The sequence below is a fragment of the Nocardia acididurans genome, from assembly GCF_016741815.1.
GTDB lineage: Bacteria > Actinomycetota > Actinomycetes > Mycobacteriales > Mycobacteriaceae > Nocardia > Nocardia acididurans.
In genome coordinates this window covers 351,722-371,211 of the sequence record NZ_JAERRJ010000010.1, presented here as the reverse complement: position 1 = coordinate 371,211, position 19,490 = coordinate 351,722, and the positions used below count along the sequence as shown (strand labels likewise).

General features: G+C 68.7%; 24 protein-coding genes. 10 read left to right on the top strand and 14 right to left on the bottom strand.

Annotation, left to right across the window (positions count from 1 at the left end):
* Positions 1 to 56 precede the first annotated feature (56 nt).
* Entirely contained in the window at positions 57 to 1,271 is a 1,215-nt protein-coding gene (gene ilvA / locus JK358_RS27000; protein ID WP_201952438.1) for a threonine ammonia-lyase, read from the top strand.
* A gap of 6 nt (positions 1,272 to 1,277) precedes the next feature.
* Here ilvA and JK358_RS26995 read toward each other — a convergent pair whose 3' ends face one another.
* Positions 1,278 to 1,601 (bottom strand): DMT family transporter, encoded by a 324-nt coding sequence (locus JK358_RS26995; protein WP_201952435.1) that lies wholly within the window; start codon positions 1,599 to 1,601, stop codon positions 1,278 to 1,280.
* Between the two features lie 282 nt (positions 1,602 to 1,883).
* Here JK358_RS26995 and JK358_RS26990 point away from each other — a divergent pair, with 282 nt between their 5' ends.
* Positions 1,884 to 2,060, top strand: a complete 177-nt coding sequence (locus JK358_RS26990; RefSeq protein WP_201952432.1) for a hypothetical protein — start codon at positions 1,884 to 1,886, stop codon at positions 2,058 to 2,060.
* A gap of 64 nt (positions 2,061 to 2,124) precedes the next feature.
* Here JK358_RS26990 and JK358_RS26985 read toward each other — a convergent pair whose 3' ends face one another.
* Entirely contained in the window at positions 2,125 to 3,105 is a 981-nt protein-coding gene (locus JK358_RS26985) for a dimethylarginine dimethylaminohydrolase family protein (protein ID WP_201952429.1), read from the bottom strand.
* A gap of 86 nt (positions 3,106 to 3,191) precedes the next feature.
* Between JK358_RS26985 and JK358_RS26980 the strand changes: the two genes are divergently transcribed.
* Positions 3,192 to 3,794 carry a DUF4291 domain-containing protein gene (locus JK358_RS26980; protein WP_201952425.1) on the top strand — a complete coding sequence of 201 codons (603 nt, stop codon included), beginning with the start codon at positions 3,192 to 3,194 and terminating at the stop codon, positions 3,792 to 3,794.
* Positions 3,795 to 3,825: 31 nt separating this feature from the next.
* Here the strand turns inward: JK358_RS26980 and argH are convergent, their stop codons facing one another.
* From argH to JK358_RS26965, 3 genes are read right to left on the bottom strand one after another with little or no spacing between them, the layout of a single operon-like run.
* Complete coding sequence (gene argH, locus JK358_RS26975; RefSeq protein WP_201952422.1) at positions 3,826 to 5,247, bottom strand: argininosuccinate lyase; 1,422 nt, start codon at positions 5,245 to 5,247, stop codon at positions 3,826 to 3,828.
* Between the two features lie 3 nt (positions 5,248 to 5,250).
* Entirely contained in the window at positions 5,251 to 6,150 is a 900-nt protein-coding gene (locus JK358_RS26970) for an SAM-dependent methyltransferase (RefSeq protein WP_307817759.1), read from the bottom strand.
* 37 nt (positions 6,151 to 6,187) lie between these two features.
* Positions 6,188 to 7,390, bottom strand: coding sequence for an argininosuccinate synthase (locus JK358_RS26965; protein WP_201952419.1), 1,203 nt, complete (start codon positions 7,388 to 7,390; stop codon positions 6,188 to 6,190).
* Positions 7,391 to 7,617: 227 nt separating this feature from the next.
* On the opposite strand from JK358_RS26965, the gene JK358_RS26960 reads away from it, so the two are divergent.
* The 4 genes from JK358_RS26960 to JK358_RS26945 all read left to right on the top strand — a co-directional run bounded on the left by JK358_RS26960 (position 7,618) and on the right by JK358_RS26945 (position 10,242).
* Positions 7,618 to 8,388, top strand: coding sequence for a helix-turn-helix transcriptional regulator (locus tag JK358_RS26960; protein ID WP_201952415.1), 771 nt, complete (start codon positions 7,618 to 7,620; stop codon positions 8,386 to 8,388).
* A 118-nt stretch (positions 8,389 to 8,506) separates the two neighbouring features.
* Complete coding sequence (locus JK358_RS26955) at positions 8,507 to 8,668, top strand: hypothetical protein (protein ID WP_201952412.1); 162 nt, start codon at positions 8,507 to 8,509, stop codon at positions 8,666 to 8,668.
* 28 nt (positions 8,669 to 8,696) lie between these two features.
* Positions 8,697 to 9,341, top strand: a complete 645-nt coding sequence (locus tag JK358_RS26950) for a disulfide bond formation protein B (protein WP_201952409.1) — start codon at positions 8,697 to 8,699, stop codon at positions 9,339 to 9,341.
* Between the two features lie 64 nt (positions 9,342 to 9,405).
* Positions 9,406 to 10,242, top strand: coding sequence for an NAD(P)H-binding protein (locus tag JK358_RS26945; RefSeq protein WP_201952709.1), 837 nt, complete (start codon positions 9,406 to 9,408; stop codon positions 10,240 to 10,242).
* Here the strand turns inward: JK358_RS26945 and JK358_RS26940 are convergent.
* Together JK358_RS26940 and JK358_RS39455 are read right to left on the bottom strand one after the other, a co-directional pair.
* On the bottom strand, positions 10,131 to 10,829 hold the full coding sequence (locus JK358_RS26940) for a hypothetical protein (protein WP_201952404.1): 699 nt from the start codon (positions 10,827 to 10,829) through the stop codon (positions 10,131 to 10,133). The genes JK358_RS26945 and JK358_RS26940 overlap by 112 nt on opposite strands.
* An 89-nt stretch (positions 10,830 to 10,918) precedes the next feature.
* Positions 10,919 to 11,134 (bottom strand): helix-turn-helix domain-containing protein, encoded by a 216-nt coding sequence (locus tag JK358_RS39455; protein WP_307817769.1) that lies wholly within the window; start codon positions 11,132 to 11,134, stop codon positions 10,919 to 10,921.
* 484 nt (positions 11,135 to 11,618) lie between these two features.
* Between JK358_RS39455 and JK358_RS26930 the strand changes: the two genes are divergently transcribed.
* The 3 genes from JK358_RS26930 (at position 11,619) to JK358_RS26920 (ending at position 12,738) form a co-directional block, all read left to right on the top strand.
* Entirely contained in the window at positions 11,619 to 11,876 is a 258-nt protein-coding gene (locus JK358_RS26930) for a type II toxin-antitoxin system Phd/YefM family antitoxin (RefSeq protein WP_201952402.1), read from the top strand.
* Positions 11,873 to 12,139 carry a type II toxin-antitoxin system RelE family toxin gene (locus tag JK358_RS26925; RefSeq protein ID WP_201952399.1) on the top strand — a complete coding sequence of 89 codons (267 nt, stop codon included), beginning with the start codon at positions 11,873 to 11,875 and terminating at the stop codon, positions 12,137 to 12,139. Before JK358_RS26930 ends, JK358_RS26925 begins: the two co-directional genes overlap by 4 nt.
* 242 nt (positions 12,140 to 12,381) lie before the next feature.
* Positions 12,382 to 12,738 carry a hypothetical protein gene (locus JK358_RS26920; protein WP_201952394.1) on the top strand — a complete coding sequence of 119 codons (357 nt, stop codon included), beginning with the start codon at positions 12,382 to 12,384 and terminating at the stop codon, positions 12,736 to 12,738.
* 28 nt (positions 12,739 to 12,766) lie between these two features.
* Here JK358_RS26920 and JK358_RS26915 read toward each other — a convergent pair whose 3' ends face one another.
* The 7 genes from JK358_RS26915 to argC are packed head-to-tail and all read right to left on the bottom strand — an operon-like array spanning position 12,767 to position 19,467.
* On the bottom strand, positions 12,767 to 13,585 hold the full coding sequence (locus JK358_RS26915; protein ID WP_201952391.1) for an acyl-CoA thioesterase: 819 nt from the start codon (positions 13,583 to 13,585) through the stop codon (positions 12,767 to 12,769).
* 43 nt (positions 13,586 to 13,628) lie between these two features.
* Positions 13,629 to 14,153 carry an arginine repressor gene (locus JK358_RS26910; protein WP_201952389.1) on the bottom strand — a complete coding sequence of 175 codons (525 nt, stop codon included), beginning with the start codon at positions 14,151 to 14,153 and terminating at the stop codon, positions 13,629 to 13,631.
* Positions 14,150 to 15,091 (bottom strand): ornithine carbamoyltransferase, encoded by a 942-nt coding sequence (gene argF / locus JK358_RS26905; RefSeq protein ID WP_201952385.1) that lies wholly within the window; start codon positions 15,089 to 15,091, stop codon positions 14,150 to 14,152. The genes JK358_RS26910 and argF overlap by 4 nt, the downstream gene beginning before the upstream one ends.
* A complete protein-coding gene (locus tag JK358_RS26900) occupies positions 15,088 to 16,308 on the bottom strand; it encodes an acetylornithine transaminase (protein ID WP_201952382.1) in 1,221 nt (406 codons plus the stop codon). The genes argF and JK358_RS26900 overlap by 4 nt, the downstream gene beginning before the upstream one ends.
* Complete coding sequence (gene argB, locus JK358_RS26895; protein ID WP_201952380.1) at positions 16,305 to 17,204, bottom strand: acetylglutamate kinase; 900 nt, start codon at positions 17,202 to 17,204, stop codon at positions 16,305 to 16,307. The genes JK358_RS26900 and argB overlap by 4 nt, the downstream gene beginning before the upstream one ends.
* Positions 17,201 to 18,454 (bottom strand): bifunctional glutamate N-acetyltransferase/amino-acid acetyltransferase ArgJ, encoded by a 1,254-nt coding sequence (argJ, locus tag JK358_RS26890; protein WP_372440733.1) that lies wholly within the window; start codon positions 18,452 to 18,454, stop codon positions 17,201 to 17,203. The genes argB and argJ overlap by 4 nt, the downstream gene beginning before the upstream one ends.
* Positions 18,409 to 19,467 carry an N-acetyl-gamma-glutamyl-phosphate reductase gene (gene argC, locus JK358_RS26885; RefSeq protein WP_201952375.1) on the bottom strand — a complete coding sequence of 353 codons (1,059 nt, stop codon included), beginning with the start codon at positions 19,465 to 19,467 and terminating at the stop codon, positions 18,409 to 18,411. Before argC ends, argJ begins: the two co-directional genes overlap by 46 nt.
* Positions 19,468 to 19,490: the final 23 nt, after the last annotated feature.

Genomic DNA, 19,490 nt, shown 5'->3' with positions numbered 1-19,490 from the left:
AGTGTCGTGCGGAGTGGCACGAGACAGGTCAGCGAACTCCTGGCAGCATGGCCGCCATGGACGTGATGGCGCAGATCGACTCCGCGGCGGCCCTGCTGGCACCGGTGATCCGCCGGACCCCGGTGGTGGCGTCCCGGGTGCTGGCCGACCGCGCCGGGCACGACGTATGGCTCAAATGCGAGAACCTGCAGCGCACCGGCTCGTTCAAACCACGCGGGGCCTACAACCGGATCGCCAATCTGTCTGCGGCCGAACGGGTTCGGGGCGTGGTGGCGGCGAGCGCGGGCAATCACGCCCAGGGGGTGGCGTGGGCGGCCACCTCACTGGGGATCGAATCCACGGTGTTCATGCCCGTGGGTGCGGCGCTGCCGAAACTGGTGGCCACCAAGGCGTACGGGGCGACGGTGCATCAGGTCGGCGAGACCATCGACGAATCACTCACCGCCGCACACGAGTTCGCCGCACAGACCGGCGCGACGCTGGTGCACCCCTTCGACCACCCGGACATCGTGGCCGGGCAGGCCACCGTGGCGCTCGAAATCCTCGATCAGATACCGGATGTGGGCACGGTGCTGGTGCCGACCGGCGGCGGCGGACTGCTCGCCGGGGTCGCGGTGGCGCTGCGCGAACGCGCTCCGCACGTGCGCGTGGTGGGCGTGCAGGCGGCCGACGCGGCCGCCTGGCCGGATTCCCTCACCGCGGGGAAACCGGTACGCCTGGAACAGATGTCGACCATGGCCGACGGTATCGCGGTCGGCCTGCCGGGCGAGGTGCCCTTCGCCCACATCGCCGACCTGGCCCCCGACATCCTCACCGTCGACGAGGAGGCGCTGTCCAAGGCGCTGCTGCTGTGCATGGAGCGGGCCAAACTCATCGTCGAACCGGCGGGCGCGGCGGCCGTCGCGGCCCTGATGTCCTGCACCCCCGCCGAATTGGGCCTGCGCGGCCCGGTCTGTGCGATCCTGTCCGGCGGCAATATCGACCCCCTGCTGCTGACCCGCGTCATCGGGCACGGTCTCAGCGCGGCGGGCCGCTACCTGGCCGCCCGCGTCACCATCTCCGACCGCCCCGGCAGCCTCGGCCGCCTGCTGGCCGAACTGGGCCGCACCGGAGCCAGCGTCCTCGACGTGGCGCACTCGCGCACCGGCGCCTGGCTGGCCATCGACGAGGTGGAGGTCCTGCTCACCCTGGAAACCCGTGGCCCCGCCCACCGCGACGATGTGCTCACCGCCCTGGCCGACGCCGGATACATTGTGCGCGTACAGGATTGACCACCCTCAGCGTGACCCGCCGAGCTCCAGCGCCAGCACCCCGGCGATGACGAGCACGATCCCGCCGATCTGCACCGGCGTGACGTGCTCGTCCAGAAACAGCGCGCCGATGGTGGCCACCGCGACCACCCCCACCGCCGACCAGATGCCGTAGGCCACCCCCACGGGCATCCCCCGCTTGAGCGCCTGCGCCAGAAAGAAGAACGCCGTCCCGTACCCGATCACCACGATGATCGAAGGCACCAGCTTGCTGAACCCCTCCGAGATCTTCAGCGACACCGTCGCCGTCACCTCGAACACGATGGCCAACCCCAATAGCAGCAAAGTCATTGCCGGAGGATAGCTGGCACGCGGGTGCGCACCCCGTCCCGGTGGCCTCGAAAAAATAGCGTGCACATTCCCGCGACTCGTGGATATGGTGGTTGGCATGTGGATCCAGCTGTTCTCCTGAACCCGTGCCCGCCCGCGCCACCTGTCCTCGATGACACCGTAGGCCCGGGGCACCATTCCCATCGCCACCCCGTCGGGCGTCTGTTCGCCTGCCGTGGTTGAGCTTTCCGATTCCGACCGGCTTCGCTCCGGTGAGTCGGTCCTGTCTTTCCAGGAGGACTTATGCGTACCCATTCCCACACCCCGGACCCGCAATCCCTCGACCACATCGACCGCCCCCTCTCCCGCAGGGAACGCCGGGGCAAGGTCGAGAAGCAACAGCCGCTGGGCGGCAAGGTGCACGGCCCCGGCCGCACCTCGGTGCCCGCCGCCAAGCACCAGAACTACCGCAGAGGCTGACCGAAGCGCCTGTGGCGCCCTGTCTTTCAGGGCGCCACAGCGTATCGGCCCACGGCTGGGTGGATCAGGCGCGCAGCAGGGGCTGGGTCGAGCAGCGGAACGCCCCGCCGAACAGTCGCGACACCGAGAAGTCGATGTATTCGACGGTGATGCCGCGTGCCGCCAGTTGCTCACCGACGCGGGTGAATTCGGGGTCGGTGATGTAGGTGGCGGAGTCGATGGGCAGGCCGTTGGTAGCCATGGCCGCGGCCTCGTCCTCACCGACCTCGATGGCCTCCCAGCCGCGCAGCGGTGCGGGCAGGCCGTCGGGCAGCCGCTCGGGGCAGGCGATCACGAGCCCGTCGCGGACCAGGCTCAGGGCGCAGTCCAGGTGCAGGACGTGTGCGGGCAGCCGCACCGGGGTCACCTCGAATCCGAAGGGCCGCAGGTATTTCGCGAGCCAGCGGTAGCCGATCCCGTTGCTGGCCATACCCGACAATCCGACGAAGACGTGCTTGCCCAGCACCAGCACATCGCCGCCCTCCAGGAACGGGCCCGGCCCGGCGTGGCCGAGCGGCGCGAGGCCCGGCTGCGGGAGTGCGGTGTAGTGCGCGTCCGACGGCATCACGTGTTCCCACAGCAGATCCCGGCTGGGCAGCACTTCCATGCGGCGGTGCGGGAACTGCAGGACACCCTCGATGACATGGTCACCGACGGTGAACCAGGGGTCGCGCACGAAGAAGTTGGCGTATCCGGCGTCCCCGGCCGCCCGCTTCTCGACGTCGGTGAACAGTCGCGGTCGCAGCACCTCGACGCCGTGACGGCGCAGCACCGCGGCGAGTTCCTCGCGCTCGGCCTCGAAACGTCGCTGCTTGTCGGGGTAGACCTCACCGAAGTCCTTGCCCCACACGGCTTCCAGGATGTCGACCGCGCCGGGTTCCACCGGCATCGAATGTCCGAGGATGTCGGCGCGCGCCGGAGCGTGGAACTCGCTCTGGGATACGACCACGGTGCGAAGGGGCGCGAACTCACTCTCGACTCGTACCTGCAAACTGTTAGCAACCATGAGCCGGACCCTACCCGTCCGAGCCCGGGCAGAACCGGAAAACTCGCTGGTGACCGCCGTCCTCGACCATTACTGTTGCGCGCGTTATGAATCAGTACGAGATCCGCGCCGACTTCGACCGCGACACCATCGTCGTGTACCAGGCCTTCAACGCCGCCATCGCCACCGCCGCGCTCGACGCGCAACGATTCGTCGCCCCCTTCTCGCTCACCCGCATGACCTGGATCAAACCGTCCTACCGCTGGCTCATGCACCGCAGCAACTGGGCGCGCAGCCCCGGCCAGGAACGCATCCTCGCCGTGCGCATCACCCGCACCGGCTGGGAGGAGGCGCTGGACCACGCGGTCCTCACCAGCCCCGAACGCCGTGTATACGCCGACGCCGCCGACTGGCGTGCCCAGCACCCGCACGCCGCCGTCCGCGTTCAATGGGATCCGGAATACTCGATCCGCAACGTGAAGCTCGACCACCGAAGCATCCAGGTCGGCCTGTCCCGCAGCATGGTTCAACGCTACGTGGACGACTGGACCACGGAGATCCGCGACCTCACCCCCCTCACCCACAAGATCTCCGCCCACCTGCGCGAGGGCCGAGTGGACCGCGCCAAGGACCTCCTCCCCCCGGAGAAGCGCTACCCGATCCCGGAGAATCTCGCGAAAAAGATAGGGGCGGAGTTGTTTACGCGATGAGACCGGGGTACGGGCCGTTCGGCGCGCGACCTCAGTTCAGCCAGGTGCGCTGTTCGGCGGCGGTGCTGCGGACTTCCTCGAGTTGCTTCGCCACCTGGACGCCCGCGGTGCCGCCGCGGGCGTTGCGGGAGGCGATGGAGCCCTGGACTGTCAGGACTTCGCGTACGGCCGGGGTGAGGGCGGGATCCACCGCGGCGAACTCTGCGTCGGTGAGTTCGTCGAGGCCCACGCCGCGGGCTTCGGCGGCGCGGACGCAGCCGCCGGCGGCTTCGTGCGCCACACGGAACGGGACGCCTTGGCGGACAAGCCATTCGGCGATGTCGGTGGCGAGGGTGAAGCCCGCGGGGGCCAGTTCGGCCATCCGGTCGGTGTGGAAGGTGAGGGTGGAGACCAGGCCCGCGATGGCGGGGAGGAGCAGTTCGAGCTGGGCTACCGAGTCGAAGACGGGTTCCTTGTCTTCCTGGAGGTCCCGGTTGTAGGCGAGGGGTTGGGCCTTGAGGGTGGCGAGCAGGCCGGTGAGGTTGCCGATGAGGCGGCCCGCCTTGCCACGCGTCAGCTCGGAGACGTCGGGGTTCTTCTTCTGGGGCATGATCGAGGAGCCGGTGGACCAGGCGTCGGCCAGGGTGATGTAGCCGAATTCCGGGGTGCTCCAGATGATCACCTCTTCGGCCATGCGGGAGAGGTCCACGGCGGTCATGGCCAGGACGAAGGCCGCCTCGGCGGCGAAGTCGCGAGCAGAGGTGGCGTCGATGGAGTTCGCCGCGGCGGCGTCGAATTCGAGGTCCGCGGCAATGGCCTCGGGGTCGAGGCCGAGGGAGGAGCCGGCGAGCGCGCCGGAGCCGTAGGGAGAGATGGCGGCGCGCCTGTCGAAGTCGCGCAGGCGGTCGATATCGCGCAGCAGCGGGTGGGCGTGGGCCAGCAGGTGGTGGGCCAGCAGCACCGGCTGGGCGGCCTGGAGGTGGGTCTTGCCGGGCATCACCGCATCCGGATGAGCGGCAGCCTGATCGACGAGGGCGTCGACGACGTCCAGGACGCCGGCGGCGACGCGGCGAACGGCGTCGCGCAGCCACATGCGGAACAGGGTGGCCACCTGGTCGTTGCGGGAGCGGCCCGCGCGCAGGCGGCCACCGAGTTCGGTGCCGACCCGTTCGATGAGGCCGCGTTCGAGGGCGCCGTGCACGTCCTCGTCGGAGTCGGCGGGAGCGTACGCGCCCGAGTTCACGTCGGCGGCAAGCTGATCCAGGCCCGCGAGCATGGCCGTCAGGTCACCCTCGGACAGCAGCCCGGCCTTGTGCAGGACGCGGGCGTGCGCCTTCGAGGCGCGGATGTCGTAGGGAGCCAGCACCCAGTCGAAGTGGGTGGACTTGCTCAGTGCCGCCATGGCCGCGGCCGGTCCGGATGCGAAGCGACCGCCCCAGAGCGCGCCCTCGTTGGTGCCGTGCTGCTCGGTCATGGCTTAGCTGTCTCCTCCGGGTCGGATGGCGGTCAGGATGATGTGCGGGGTCATTTCGGTGGTCCCGAGCTCGTCGGCGCGCCGGCCGCGGGCGGCGAGCAGCGCGTTGAGGTCACCGGGGTGCACCGTCCAGCCGTGGTCGCGGAACCAGTCGGCGGGGTGGGTGCGGCCCTCGAAGGGATACCAGAGCGTGTCGACGTTGATCGAGATGCCTTGGGAGGCCATGAATCTCGACCGGGTGTCGTCGGCGTGCAGTTCGGCCGAGGTGCGTTTGCCGGACATGTTGAGCGCCACCCGGCTGCCGGGCGCGCTCAGCGCGGCGATCTCGTCGAAGAGCTGGTCCTGCGCATCGCCGGGCAGGTAGCGCAGCAGCCCCTCGGCCAGCCATGCGGTCGGCCGCGAGGTGTCGAAACCCTTGTCCAGCAGGGCTTTCGGCCAGTCCTGCCGCAGATCGGCCACCACCTCCCGGCGATCCACGGCCGGCACACGACCGGCCAGCGCGGCCGCCTTGAATGCCAGCACCTTCGGCAGGTCGATCTCGAAAACCGTGGCGTCGGAAGGCCATTCGAGCCGGTAGGCCCGAGCGTCCAGCCCGGCGGCCACGATCACGAACTGCCGCACGCCCTCGGCCAGCGCGTCCTGGAAGTACTCGTCGAAGTACACCGTGCGCGCCACGATCAGATCGCCGAGCCTGGCGTACGCCGAGCCCGCGTCGGGCGCGAACTCGCCGCGCCCGATGCGCTGCCAGGCCGGAGCCCCGGTGGCGGCCACCAGGGTCTCCGCGAAGGGATCGTCGAACAGCGCGTCGGGGCGGCGCGTTTCGGCCGCCCGCATGGCCGCGACCGCGAGTGCGGTCGCGCCCACGCTCTCGGTGATGTCCCAGCTGTCGTCGTCGCTGCGCACAACGGCCTCCTTCCGGGTTCGACGCCCGGATTCGAGGCTACTTCTTGCCGAGATCCCGGCGCGCCGCGACCTTGGAGGACAGGCCGTGGATCTGCACGAAGCCCTTGGCCAGCGACTGGTCGAAGGTGTCGCCCTCGTCGTAGGTGGCGAGGTTGAAGTCGTAGAGCGACTCGTCGGAGCGACGGCCGTTGACGACCACGTTGCCGCCGTGCAGGACCATGCGGACGTCACCGGAGACGTGCTGCTGGGTTTCGGCCACGAAGGCGTCCAGCGCGCGCTTGAGCGGCGAGAACCACAGGCCGTCGTACACCAGCTCGCCCCAGCGCTGCTCGACCTGCCGCTTGTACCGGCCCAGTTCGCGCTCGACGGTGACGGCTTCCATCTCCTGGTGCGCGGTGATCAGCGCGATGGCGCCGGGCGCCTCGTAGATCTCGCGCGACTTGATGCCGACGAGCCGGTCCTCGACCATGTCGAGGCGGCCGACGCCCTGGCGGCCGGCCCGCTTGTTCAGCTCGGTGATGGCCTCGAACATGGAGACCGGGCGGCCGTCGATGGCGACCGGGACACCCTTGTCGAAGGTGACGATGAGCTCGTCGGGCGCTTCGAAGTTGACGGTCGGGTCGACGGTGTAGTCGTAGACGTCCTTGGTCGGCGCGTTCCACAGGTCCTCGAGGAAGCCGGTTTCGACGGCGCGGCCCCAGAGGTTCTGGTCGATGGAGAACGGCGACTTCTTGGAGACGTTGATCGGCAGGTTGTTCTCACCCGCGAATTCGATGGCCTTCTCACGGGTCCAGGCGTAGTCGCGGACGGGCGCGATGACCTTCAGATCGGGCGAGAGCGCGCCGATGCCGACCTCGAAGCGGACCTGGTCGTTGCCCTTGCCGGTGCAGCCGTGCGACACCGTGTCCGCGCCGTGGTATTCGGCGGCCTCGACGAGGTGCTTGACGATGAGCGGCCGGGAGATGGCCGACACCAGCGGGTAGCGGCCCATGTACAGCGCGTTGGCCTGGATGGTGGGCAGGCAGTACTCGTTGGCGAATTCGTCGCGCGCGTCCACCACGATGGATTCGACGGCACCGCAGTCGAGTGCGCGCTGGCGCACATCGTTCATGTCCTCGCCGCCCTGGCCGAGATCGATCGCGACGGCGATCACCTCGGCACCGGTCTCCTTGCCGATCCAGCTGATGGCAACGGAGGTGTCCAGCCCGCCGGAGTAGGCGAGTACGACCCGCTTGGTCATAGTCCGTGTGCTCCTCGAATAGTGCGTATGAAGTCTGGTCTCGACCGGCCGGGATCCCGGCCGCCGCGCAACCCGGCGGCCCGCCGCCGTCGTCCTGCAAATGATTATGCACGACGATGCAAGCCCATTCATAACCGGGGGTCCGTCACCTGCGCCCGACATCGGAGCCGCAGGTTACGGCCCGGTAAATAGATAGCTTGACCTGCTGTTATCGTTAACCGAGTCTTATGGAACGATGCATCGATACGAAAGCCCCGGAGCTGCCCACCCTCGGTGGCATGCTGCGGCGGCTACGCAGCGACCGCCGGCTGTCGCGCGAGAAACTGGGTTTCGCCGCCGGGGTGAGCGCCAGCTACATCACCCACCTCGAGGGCGGTAAACGCGATCGGCCCGCACCCGCGATCATGGACGCGCTCATGCGCTGCCTGAACCACGCGCGCCCGATGACCCCCACCGAACGCCGCCACCTGATGAACATGGCGGACCTGTTCGACGACGAACTCCCCTCCCCCGACGAGTTGCGCGCCGAACTGACCGAGGGCATGCTCGCCGCCCTCACCCTGCACGAGCCGAATCCGGTGGCCTACATCGGAACCCGCTGGTACGTGCTGGCCTGCAATCAATCCTTCGCCGACACCTTCCCCGGCATCGCCGAGGACGGCAACCTGCTGCGCTGGCTGTTCACCAACCCCAATGCCAAACTGCTGCTGGACGATTGGGAGCACGAGACCGACCTCGTCGTCGCCGCCATCCGCGGCTGGCTCGGCAAGCACAGCCGCGCGGGCTGGCTGCCCGGACTGCTCGACGAGTTCTGCGCCTACCCCGACTTCCGCCGCAAGTGGGATCGGGGCGAGGTCACCTTCATCTGGGAGCGCCGCGCCGAACACCGCTGCCCGACAACGGGAAAGCTCGAACGCATCCATTTCAAGACCTTCCACGCCACCTCCGAAGGCCACTCGGATCACATCCACTTCATCATGGGCACCCGCCTGACCTGATCGAACACTCATAGCCCGGATCTATGGGTGCATCGACGCGCGGCCACTACCTGCGCGGATCCGACGGGACGACAGTGAGATCGAGAAGATTTCACCGACGAAGCCAAGGACCGAACCCATGTACACCCTGCTGTTCCTCCTCATCCTCCTGTGCGTGGCGGCAGTGATCCGCGACTGGCCGCGCGGCTACGTCATGGCCCTGTGCTCGGCGACCCTGGGGCTGTCCGTACTGGCCTTCCTCCCCCACGTCGTCGGCCGCCCCTTCGGCATCGAACTGTAAGCCGCACTCTCCCAAGGAATTCACTGTCATGACCACCGTCACCGCACCCGCATCGGCCGAGATCTCCCCGTCGGCGGGGGCACTCGGGCACCGCCTCGGACTCTGGTTCGCACACGCCTACGTGCTCGGCATGTGCGCCACCCTCGCCGGGGCCTACACCTTCCAGTTCGGCCTCGGCGAGTACCCGTGCCCCATGTGCCTGCTGCAGCGAATGTTCTTCCTGCTCAGTGCGATCGGACCGGCCTACATCATCGTCCGGTCGCGGACCGGCGTCGTGACCACCCGCGAATACGCCTCCGGCTGGGGATGGGCGATCATGGCCGCCGTCCTCGGCGGCATCGTCTCGGCCTCGCAGGTGCTCATGCACATCGTGCCGCCGGACCCCGGGTACGCCGGTGCGCTGTTCGGACTGCACCTCTACACCTGGGCGCTGATCGCTTTCCTCGCAGCGGTTCTCGCCGCCGCCATCGCGCTGTTCCTGACCCCGTTCGCCGAACCCGGCACTGCCGCAGCCCTTTCCGCCGCGCTGCGCAAGGCTGCCGCCGTCACACCGGGCGTACTCCTGGTTTTCGCCGCCAGCAACTTCGTGGCCTGCTTCTTCCTCCAGGGACTGCACTGGAAGATGACCGGCGATCCCACCGGCTACCAGGTCTTCACCGACTTCGGGTTGTGACATCCCTCGGATTGCTGAGAATTTACATATGAAATCGGCTTCGATTCTCGGCACGATCGGAAATATGAAGATCCTCGTCACCGGAGCAACAGCCAATATCGGCCGCAAGGTCGTCGATCATCTACTCGCCCAGGGCGCGAAGGATATTCGCGCCCTCACCGCCAAACCGGCCGCGGCGGCGCTGCCCGCCGAGGTCGAGGTCCGCCGGGGGTACATCGGCCGGCCGGAGACGCTGGGTGACGCCTTCGAGGGCGTGCAGCGCATGTACCTCGCGCCCAGCCCGGATACCACCGCCGAGGTGCTGGCACTCGCCCGCGAAGCCGGTGTCCGGCAGGTGGTGGCACTCGACGGCGAACCCGAAAGCTGGTGGGGCACGGTCACTTCGGCAGTAGAGGCCAGCGGGCTGGAGTGGACGCACCTGTGGCCGGGCGACTTCATGGAGAACACCGGCATGTGGGCGCCGCAGATCGAGGCGACCGGCGTGGTGCGCGAACCGCATCCCGACTCCGCGAGCACGCCCATCGCCATGGACGATATCGCCGCCATCGCCGCGACCGCGCTGGTCGAGGACGGGCATGCCGGTAAGACCTACTCGCTCACCGGCCCCGAGGCCCTGACGCGCACGGAATTGGTGCGGCAGCTCGGTGCGTCCCTCGGCTACGAGATCCCGTTCCGCCAGGTGTCGCGCGAGGAGGCCATCGCCGTTTTCACGCCCCTGATGGGCGATACCGCCGAGTGGTACGTCGACGAGGTGCTCGGCGCGTTCGCCGCGCACCCGCCGGTGCCCAATCAGACCTTCGAGGCGGTGACCGGCCGTCCCGCAACCACTTTCGCGGCATGGTCCGCGGTGAACGCACCCGCCATGTTCCCGCGGCGGCCCGGCGCGGCCACCCCGCAGTAGCCCGCGTCGTCGACCAGACGGATATGCGGGGGCGGTGCGACCGGTAGCCGCAGCCCCGCCTGATCGAGGTCGCGGGGACGCGGCGGGCGCAGGCGGGCGGTGCGGCCACTGGGATCCGGTGGCGGCGGCGGTGTCTCGTCCGGTGCGAAGAACGGCATCGGCACCGGGACGGGCGCTTCCCGGCGCAACATGACGGTCTGACGTTCGGCCCGGAACAGGGTGCCGGTGCCGAGCCAGTCGAAGGCCAGCACCCGTCCCGACAGCGCGACCTCCAAATGCTGGAAGGCGCCACCGTACAGATGCGTCAGTGGTTCGGTGACCGCGTGAAATCCACAGGTGCAGAAAAGATCCGGGGCCGGGTGGGATTTGCCCCGCCCGCAGACGGCCACGGCGTCGGCGGGATAGGGCGGATAGCCGCGCAGTGGCACGAAATTGCCGTCCGGCGTGGCGCGCGCGACCTTGTGCGCCCACACCACCCACCGGCCGTCATCGGTTTGCCGCAGACTCGGCGCGATGAGCTCGGGCACCGCCGGGCGCTCGAGGGTTCCGGCGTCGAAGGATGCGATATGTCTTCCGCCTTCACACATGGCGTGTACCTCGCTACGGGTCGACTGTGTTCGAGGGTACGCCCGCGTGCCGGGACCGGAAGACCCCGAGACGATTCGGGAAAGGGGGCTCAACGCCGCAACGTGCGGCGATAGTCGGCGGGCGTGGTGCCGGTGGCGGCGCGCAGATGTACGCGCAGCGCGGTCACGCTACCGAAGCCGGAGCGGCTCGCGACGGTCTCCACCGGAAGGTCGGTGGTTTCCAGGAGTTCGCGGGCGCGTGCGGTGCGCTGTGCGTCGAGCCAGCGGCGCGGGGTGGTGCCGACCTCGGCCTTGAAAGCGCGGATGTAAGGTGCGCTCGCTCATGAGGGCGTGCTCGGCCAGCGCGGGCACGGCCAGTTCTGGGGCCGGATCGGCGGCGGCCCACTCCAGGGTCGCGGCGAGACGGCCTCGAATATCCTTGGCGTGCACCGAGTTCGGAATGTATTGGGCCTGCCCGCCGGAGCGGTGCGGCGGGCGGACATTCCAGCGGGCCAGATCGGGGGCCACGGCCGCGCCCAGTTCGCGGCGCACGATGTGCAGGCACAGATCCCCAGCGGACAGTCCTGCCGAAGTGAGGATGTTCCCCTTCGTCGACGCACGGCGGTCCGGTGACCCACCCCGGATCACAGGATAGGCGCGCAGGCGAACTTCCCGCAGAACGCCTGGTGTGTAGTGGCGAGGACCGGGCACAGCGGGGCAGACGTGGCACGCATACGATTCGTCCTCCGGACCGACTGGACCGGGCGCCCAATCACCACGCGTGTACACACTTACGCGTACACTATGGTCATGTCCGAGATCAGCACCCGCGAACTACGCACCAACCTGGCGAAATACCTCGATGCCGCCGAGGCCGGTGAACAAGTGATCATCCTCCGCGACGGCACCCCCGCCGCCGCGCTCGTCCCCCTGTCCGTGGTGGAAGCCGTAGACCATGCCGAGGACGAACTACTGGCCCGCGAGGCCGCTGCCCGCGAAAACAGCGGCGAAAAGGTCTACACCATGGCCGAAGTGCTGGCCGACATCTTCGCCGAGGGCCGTGAATGAAGTACAAGTTCCGATTTCTCGAATCGGCCCGGCGAGAACTGCGCGGTCTGGACCAGCGAGATGCCATGCGCATCCTCACCGCACTCACCGCCCTCGGCGACGACCCCTACGCCGAAGGGCTGGACGTGCGGAAACTCACCGGATACGACGGCTACCGCCTGCGCGTCGGCCGCTTCCGGGTGGTCTATCGGGTCGACAACGGCGAGTTGGTGATCCTGGTCGTGAAAGTCGGGTGGCGGCGGGACATCTACCGCGACCTGTAGTCGGATGGGAACGAGCGTGGTCCAACACACTGCGCCTGCGGGATTTCGGACTGGCCAGGCCGCGGAACCGAAGCCCACGAATACCTCGCCCGCATCTGCTTGAACATTCCTGTCACAGTTGCTTTTTCGGCTGCGCGCTCGCTGAACTCGACGGCGTGCCCTACGACGACGAACTCGCCTACGTCTCCTGTCTGCTGCACGACCTGCACCTCGGACACCCCACTCCGGGACGGTGATTCGCGGTGACCGGAGCGGGCGATGGATTTCGCTCCGGCCTCGGGCGCGACGCCGGAGCAGGCGTGCGCGTCATCGGCGCGGGCATCGCCGCGCACCTCACCGTCGGCGTGGCCGACGACCTGGGCGATCTCGGGTTCGTCTCCGCAGGCGCGGCGGTGGATGTGATCGGGGATCGCCTGTGGGATCTGGATCGGAGCTGGGTCGACGAACTGCTGGCCCGGCACCCGCGACTCGAGTTCAAACGCCACATGATCGCGGCGTTGACCGAGGAGGCGACGAATATTCCTGGGGGCCGGGTCAAGTGGATGAACACGACCGCGGGCTTCCGGCAGCTGATCCGGATGGCCCCGTTCGCCGAGTGAAACCCGGTGGTATGAAACCCGGTGGCGCTCAGGCCTTGTAGTAGACGACCTGGTGGCTGGTGGCGAGCAGGTCACCGGCCGCCGTCCACAGGGACGCGGTCTGGTCGAAGAATCCGTTGCCGAAGTGCTGGGCCCGGGCCGTGCCCAGGATCGATTCGGTGGTCTCGGCCAGCAGTTCGGCGTCGGCGTGGAAATACGTGGTGAGCGAGACGGTTCCGGCGGGCACCATCCGGCCCAGACGCAGCATGACCCGCGGGAAGAACACGTCGGACAGTGCGGCGAGCGCCGAATAGTCCAGGGGGCGAACGGGATTGTCGCGCACCCACAGCGTGGTGGTGGAGTCCGGGCGTTCCCCGGCGTCCGGGTCGAGGAAGTCACCGCCGCCCTCGACGAACCGCATCTCGTAGTTGTTCAGCCAGGCCGGGAATCCGGGGGCCCGCGTGACCGGCACGTCCGCGGCGGACGGCACCGCGGGCGGCGTCACCTCGGTGCTGCCCCACGCGTCCCGGCGTCGCCCGAAAACCGCTGTGGCCGTGGTGGTCACCTCGCCGTTCTGGGTCATGGTGATGATCCAGTGCTGGGTGGCGTTGTTGGTGCGCACCGGCTGCGCGTCGATCTCGAACGCCCCATCCGCCACCGGCCCCGCGAAATTCACGGTCAGCGCCACCGGATCAGCCAGCCGCCGTGGATCATGCAGCGCCGCACTCAGCAGCGTCGCCGCCGTGATCCCGCCGAACGGCCCCACCATATTCGCGTACCCGGCCTCGGTGTGCCCGGCGTACCGGCCATCCCCCAGCGCGGTCAGTCCGGTCGCACTGTCGAACGGATGGGTGCTGATCGACGTCATTGGACACTCCTCGCTACCTGGGCAACCGAACCGGTTTGCTTGCTCAGGCTAACTGTTCGATCTTGGCAGCGAGTTCGGCACCCGTCATGGGCTCGCGGGCGATGACGGCGATGGTGTCGTCACCGGCGATAGTGCCGACGATTTCCGGGAGGGCGGCGCGGTCCAGGGCGCTGGCCAGGAAGTGGGCCGCGCCCGGGGGTGTGCGCAGGACGGCGATATTGCCGCTGGCATCGGTGGAGACGAGCAGGTCGCCGAGGAGTTTGGAGAGGCGTTCGGTGCCGCCGGTGACGCCGCGGACGGGGCTGCCGTCCTCGGGGACCACGTAGACGCCGGCGCCGCCGTCGGCGGCGCGGAGTTTGACCGCGCCGAGTTCGTCCAGGTCACGGGAAAGGGTGGCCTGGGTGGTCTCGATGCCCTCGGCGGACAGCAGGGCAGCCAGTTCGGTCTGGCTGCGGACCTCGTGCTGGGACAGGATGGCGATGATGCGGGCCTGGCGGCCCGCGCGGGTGCGCGCGATCGCCGGACCGGATTTGGCCGACGATCGCTCGCGTCGCTCGCCGCTGCTCATGCGCGGCCGCCGAGGTGTTTCTCGAGCAGCCACACGAGCAGCGCCTTCTGGGCGTGCAGGCGGTTCTCCGCCTCGTCCCAGACCGCGCTGTGCGGGCCGTCGATGACCTCGTCGGTGATCTCCTCGTTGCGGTGCGCCGGAAGGCAGTGCAGGACGGTCACATCCGCGGCGGCGCGGGCCAGCAGGGCCGCGTTCACCTGGAAGGGGCGGAAGGGGGCGACGCGGTCGCGGCCGTCGTTCTCCTGGCCCATGGACATCCAGGTGTCGGTCACCAGGGCGTCCGCGCCGTCGGCCGCCGCCAGCGGGTCATTGGTGATGGTGATCTTCGCACCGGTCTCGGCGGCGCGCTTCTGGGCGGCCTCCACGATCCACGGCAGCGGCTCGAAACCCGCTGGGGCCGCGATGGTGACATTCAGACCCGCGGTGACGCCGCCCAGCATGAGCGAGTGCGACATATTGTTCGCGCCGTCGCCCAGATAGGTCAGGTTGCGGCCGACGAGATCGCCCTTGCGTTCCTTCAGGGTCTGCAGGTCGGCCAGGACCTGGCAGGGGTGGAACTCGTTGGAGAGCGCGTTCACCACGGGAACCGTTGCGGCGGCTGACATCTCGTCCAGGCGCACCTGTTCGAAGGTGCGCCAGACGATGGCGTCCACGTAGCGGGAGAGCACCCGGCCGGTGTCGGCGAGGGTTTCCTCGCGGCCCAGCTGGGTGTCCCGGCCGTCCACCACGACGGCGTGGCCGCCGAGCTGGGCGATGCCCATCTCGAAGGAGAAACGCGTACGCGTGGAGTTCTTCTCGAACATGACCGCGATACCGCGCGGACCCTCCAGCGGGCGGCGCGAGAGCGGGGCCTGCTTCAGTTCCGCTGCGAGAGCGAGAATTTCGTTCTGCTCGGCCTGGGTGACGTCGTCGTCACGCAGGAAATGCCGGATGGTCACTTGCTCTCCTCCGCGGTGTTCGAATTCGCGTGCGACGCGGCGGCCTGCGCGGCATCGAGGATGCCGGGCAGGTCGGACACGAAATTCTCGGCCTGGGTCTCGGTCAGCACCAGCGGGGGCGCTAGTCGAATGACGTTGGGCTTGGCGGGATTCACGAAATACCCGGCTTCCCGGGCCGCCTGCTCCACCTGGGCGGAGACGTCGGCGGTCAGCTGGATGCCGATCAGCAGGCCCGCACCGCGCACATGATCGACCAGCGGATGCCCGAGCTCCTCGATACCACCGGTAATGATCTTGCCGACGGATTCGACATGCGCGAGCAGACCTTCCTCGTCGATGGTGCGCAGCACGGCCAAAGCCGCTGCGGCACAGACGGGATTGCCGCCGAAGGTGGTGCCGTGCATCCCCGGCTGCAGCAGATCAGCCGCCGGACCCTGGGCGAGCACCGCGCCGATCGGCATACCGCCGCCCAGCCCCTTGGCCAGGGTGATCACATCGGGCACGATGCCCGCAGCCTGATGCGCGTAGAACGCACCGGTGCGGCCGATACCGGTCTGCACCTCGTCCAGGATCAGCAGTGCGCCATGGGCTTTGGTGATCGCCCGCGCCTTGGCCAGATAGTCGGCCGGGGGCACCACCACGCCGCTCTCCCCCATCATGGGTTCGAGGAAGACGGCGGCGGTGTCGTCGTCGACGGCGGCTTCCAGGGCCATGGCATCGCCGTAGGGCACGTGCACGACACCGGCGGGCATCGGCTCGAACGGCGTGCGCTTGGACGGCTGGCCGGTGAGCGCCAGTGCGCCCATGGTGCGTCCGTGGAACGCCTCCTCACAGGCGACGATCTTGGTCTTGCCGGTGAGGCGCGCCATCTTGAACGCCGCCTCGTTGGCCTCGGTGCCCGAGTTGCAGAAGAACGCCTTGCCGTGACCGTCACCGAAATGCGCGAGCAGCCGCTCCGCCAGCTCGACAACCGGTTCGCTCGCATACAGATTCGACACATGGCCGAGCGTGCCCAGCTGCTGCGTGACGGCCTCGAGGATCGCCGGATGCGCGTGGCCCAGGCTGTTGACCGCGATGCCGCCGAGGAAATCGATGTAGCGCTTGCCGTCGGCGTCGTAGAGCACCGCGCCCGCGCCGCGCACCAGCGCCACCTTCGGGGTGCCGTAGTTGTTCATCAGGGCGGTGGACCACCGCTGCTGAATGTCGGCTGTGCTCATTTGATCTCCTGAGGTGGGGTGACCATCGTGCCGATGCCCTCCCCGGTGAAAAGTTCCAACAGCACCGAATGCGATACCCGGCCGTCGATCACGTGCGCGGTGGGCACGCCGCCCTCCACAGCGCGCAGGCAGGCTTCCATCTTGGGCACCATGCCCGCATCCAGACTCGGCAGCAACTTGGCCAGATCATCGGTGTCGATGCGGGTGGTCAGCGAGGACCGGTCCGGCCAATTCGTGTACAGGCCCTCGACATCGGTGAGGATGACGAGTTTCTCCGCGCCGATGCCCTGGGCCAGCGCGGCCGCGGCGGTATCGGCATTGATGTTGTGCACCACGCCGTCCGCGTCGGGGGCGATGGTGGACACCACCGGAATACGGCCCGCCGCAATGAGATCCAGCACCGCGTCCGGGTTGACCTCGGTGACGTCGCCGACCAGGCCGATATCGGTGGCCAGGCCGTCCACGGTCACGGTGCGGCGGGTGGCGGTGAACAGCCCCGCGTCCTCGCCGGAGATGCCGACCGCGTACGGGCCGTGGGCGTTGATGAGCCCTACCAGTTCCCGGCCGACCTGACCGAAGAGCACCATGCGCACCACATCCATGACCTCGGGCGTGGTCACGCGGAAACCGCCGCGGAATTCGCCCTGCAGGCCCAGCTTCTTCAGCATGGCGCTGATCTGCGGGCCGCCGCCGTGCACCACCACCGGGTGCACGCCGACCGTGCGCAGGAAGGCCATATCGGCGGCGAAGGCGCGCTTGAGCTCGTCGTCGATCATGGCATTGCCGCCGTACTTCACGACCACGATCTTGTCGCGGAACTTCTGCAGCCAGGGCAGCGCGTCGGCGAGGACGTGCGCCTTGTCCAGGGCGGTCAGACCGGAGATGTCGGCGCTCATGAGCTGTAGGCCGAATTCTCTTCGACGTAGCCGTGCGAGAGGTCGGTGGTGCGGACGGTGGCCTCGCCGTCGCCGAGATTCAGTTCCACGCGCACCTGGATATCGGGGCCGGACAGGTCCACCTCGCGCGCGCCGGGCGCGCCCGCGCCGTCGACGCACACCGGGAAACCGTTGAACGACACCGTGATCCGGTTGGGATCCAGTTCGATGGGCGCGATGCCGATGGAGGCCAGCACGCGGCCCCAGTTCGGGTCGGAGCCGAAGAACGCCGTCTTGACCAGGCTGTCGCGGGCCAGGGCGCGGGCGCCGATGAGCGCCTCGTCCTCGCTGACCGCGCCGGTGACGGTGATGTGCACGCGCTTGGTGACGCCCTCGGCGTCGGCCATGAGCTGCTCGGCCAGATCGTCGCAGACCGCGAGCACGGCGGCGTCGAGTTCGGCCTGGCTGGGGGCCACCCCGCTCGCGCCGTTGGCGAGCAGCAGCACGGTGTCGTTGGTGGAGCAGGAGCCGTCCACGTCGAGGCGGTCGAAGGTCATGCGGGTGGCATTGCGCAGCGCGGTGTCCAGCTGTTCCGGCGTGGCGACCACATCGGTGGTGAGCACGACGAGCATGGTGGCCAGCGACGGGGCGAGCATGCCCGCGCCCTTGGCCATACCGCCGACATTCCACTTGTCCCGGTGGTGGAACGCCGCCTCTTTCGGCACGGTGTCGGTGGTCATGATGGCGCGCGCGGCCTCCGCGCCGCCGGACAGGCCGCCGCCCATCTCGTGCACGATCTCGGTGACGCCCGGGATCAGCTTGTCCATGGGTAGCCGGTCACCGATGAGACCCGTTGAGCAGACCGCGATCTCGCCCGCACCGGTCTCGGTTCCCCAGTTGCTCAACGCCTTCGCCAGCTCCTCGGCGGTGGCGTGCGTGTCCTGGAAGCCACCCGGACCGGTACAGGCGTTCGCGCCACCGGAATTCAGGATGACGGCGCGCAGCTGCCCGTCCTTCAGGACCTGCTGCGACCACAGCACCGGCGCGGCCTTCACCTTGTTGCGGGTGAAGACACCGGCCGCCGCGTACTCCGGGCCCTCGCTGAAAACCAGTGCCAGGTCCGGCTTTCCGCTCTTCTTGATGCCCGCGGCGATACCGGCGGCGCGGAAACCCAGTGGCGCGGTGACGCCCTGGGTCCGGACCAGCTTGCCGTCGTTACTCGTTGTCACGGTGCCACTCCTACGGTGGAAAGTCCTGCGGTCTCGTCGAATCCGAGAGCCAGATTCATGGATTGCACCGCGGCCCCCGCGGTGCCCTTGGTCAGGTTGTCGATCGCGCCGATCACCACCAGCAGTCCGGCGTCGGCGTCCACGGCCACCTGGAGGGTGACCGCATTGGAACCGAGTACCGCACCGGTCTGCGGCAACACCCCCTCCGGCAGCAAATGCACGAAAGGTTCGTCGGCGTAAGCCTTCTCGTAGACGGCGCGCGCCTGCGCGGCATCCACCCGCACCGGCGCGGTGCAGGTGGCCAGAATGCCGCGCGGCAGCGGAGCCAGCACGGGCGTGAACGACACCGCCACGTCGACGCCGCCGGCCGCCTTCAGGTTCTGTGAGATCTCCGGGGTGTGCCGGTGCGCGCCCGCGATGCTGTACGCGCGCATGGACCCCATCACCTCGGAGCCGAGCAGGGAAACGTCCAGCTTCCGGCCCGCGCCCGAAGTGCCGCTCACCGCAACCACATTCACGGTGGGCTCGATGATCCCGGCGGCGATGGCCGGTGCCAGCGCGAGACTCGCGACGGTGGGATAGCACCCCGGCACCGCGATCCGGGTAGCGCCGGTGAGCTTTTCCCGCCCACCCGGCAGCTCCGGCAGCCCGTACGGCCAGCTGCCCGCGTGCGGGCTGCCGTAGTACTTCTCCCACGCCGCCGCATCGGTGAGCCGGAAATCGGCCCCGCAATCAATGATGACCGTCGACTCCGGCAGCGCCTGCGCGAGCGCGGCCGACTGCCCGTGCGGCAGCCCCAGGAACACCACGTCATGCCCCGCCAGTTCCTCGACGGTGGTGGCACTCAGCACCCGATCGGCCAGCGGCAGCAGATGCGGCTGCAACGACCCCAGCGGCGTCCCGGCATTGGACCCGGCAGTCAGCGCCCCGATCTCGAGACGCCCACTTCGATACGCTGGATGCGCCAACAGCAGCCGCAGGACCTCACCGCCCGCATATCCGCTCGCACCAGCCACCGCGACCCGCACCGTGGGCCCACCAGAGGTATCCGCCATGTGATGATTATGCACGACCATGC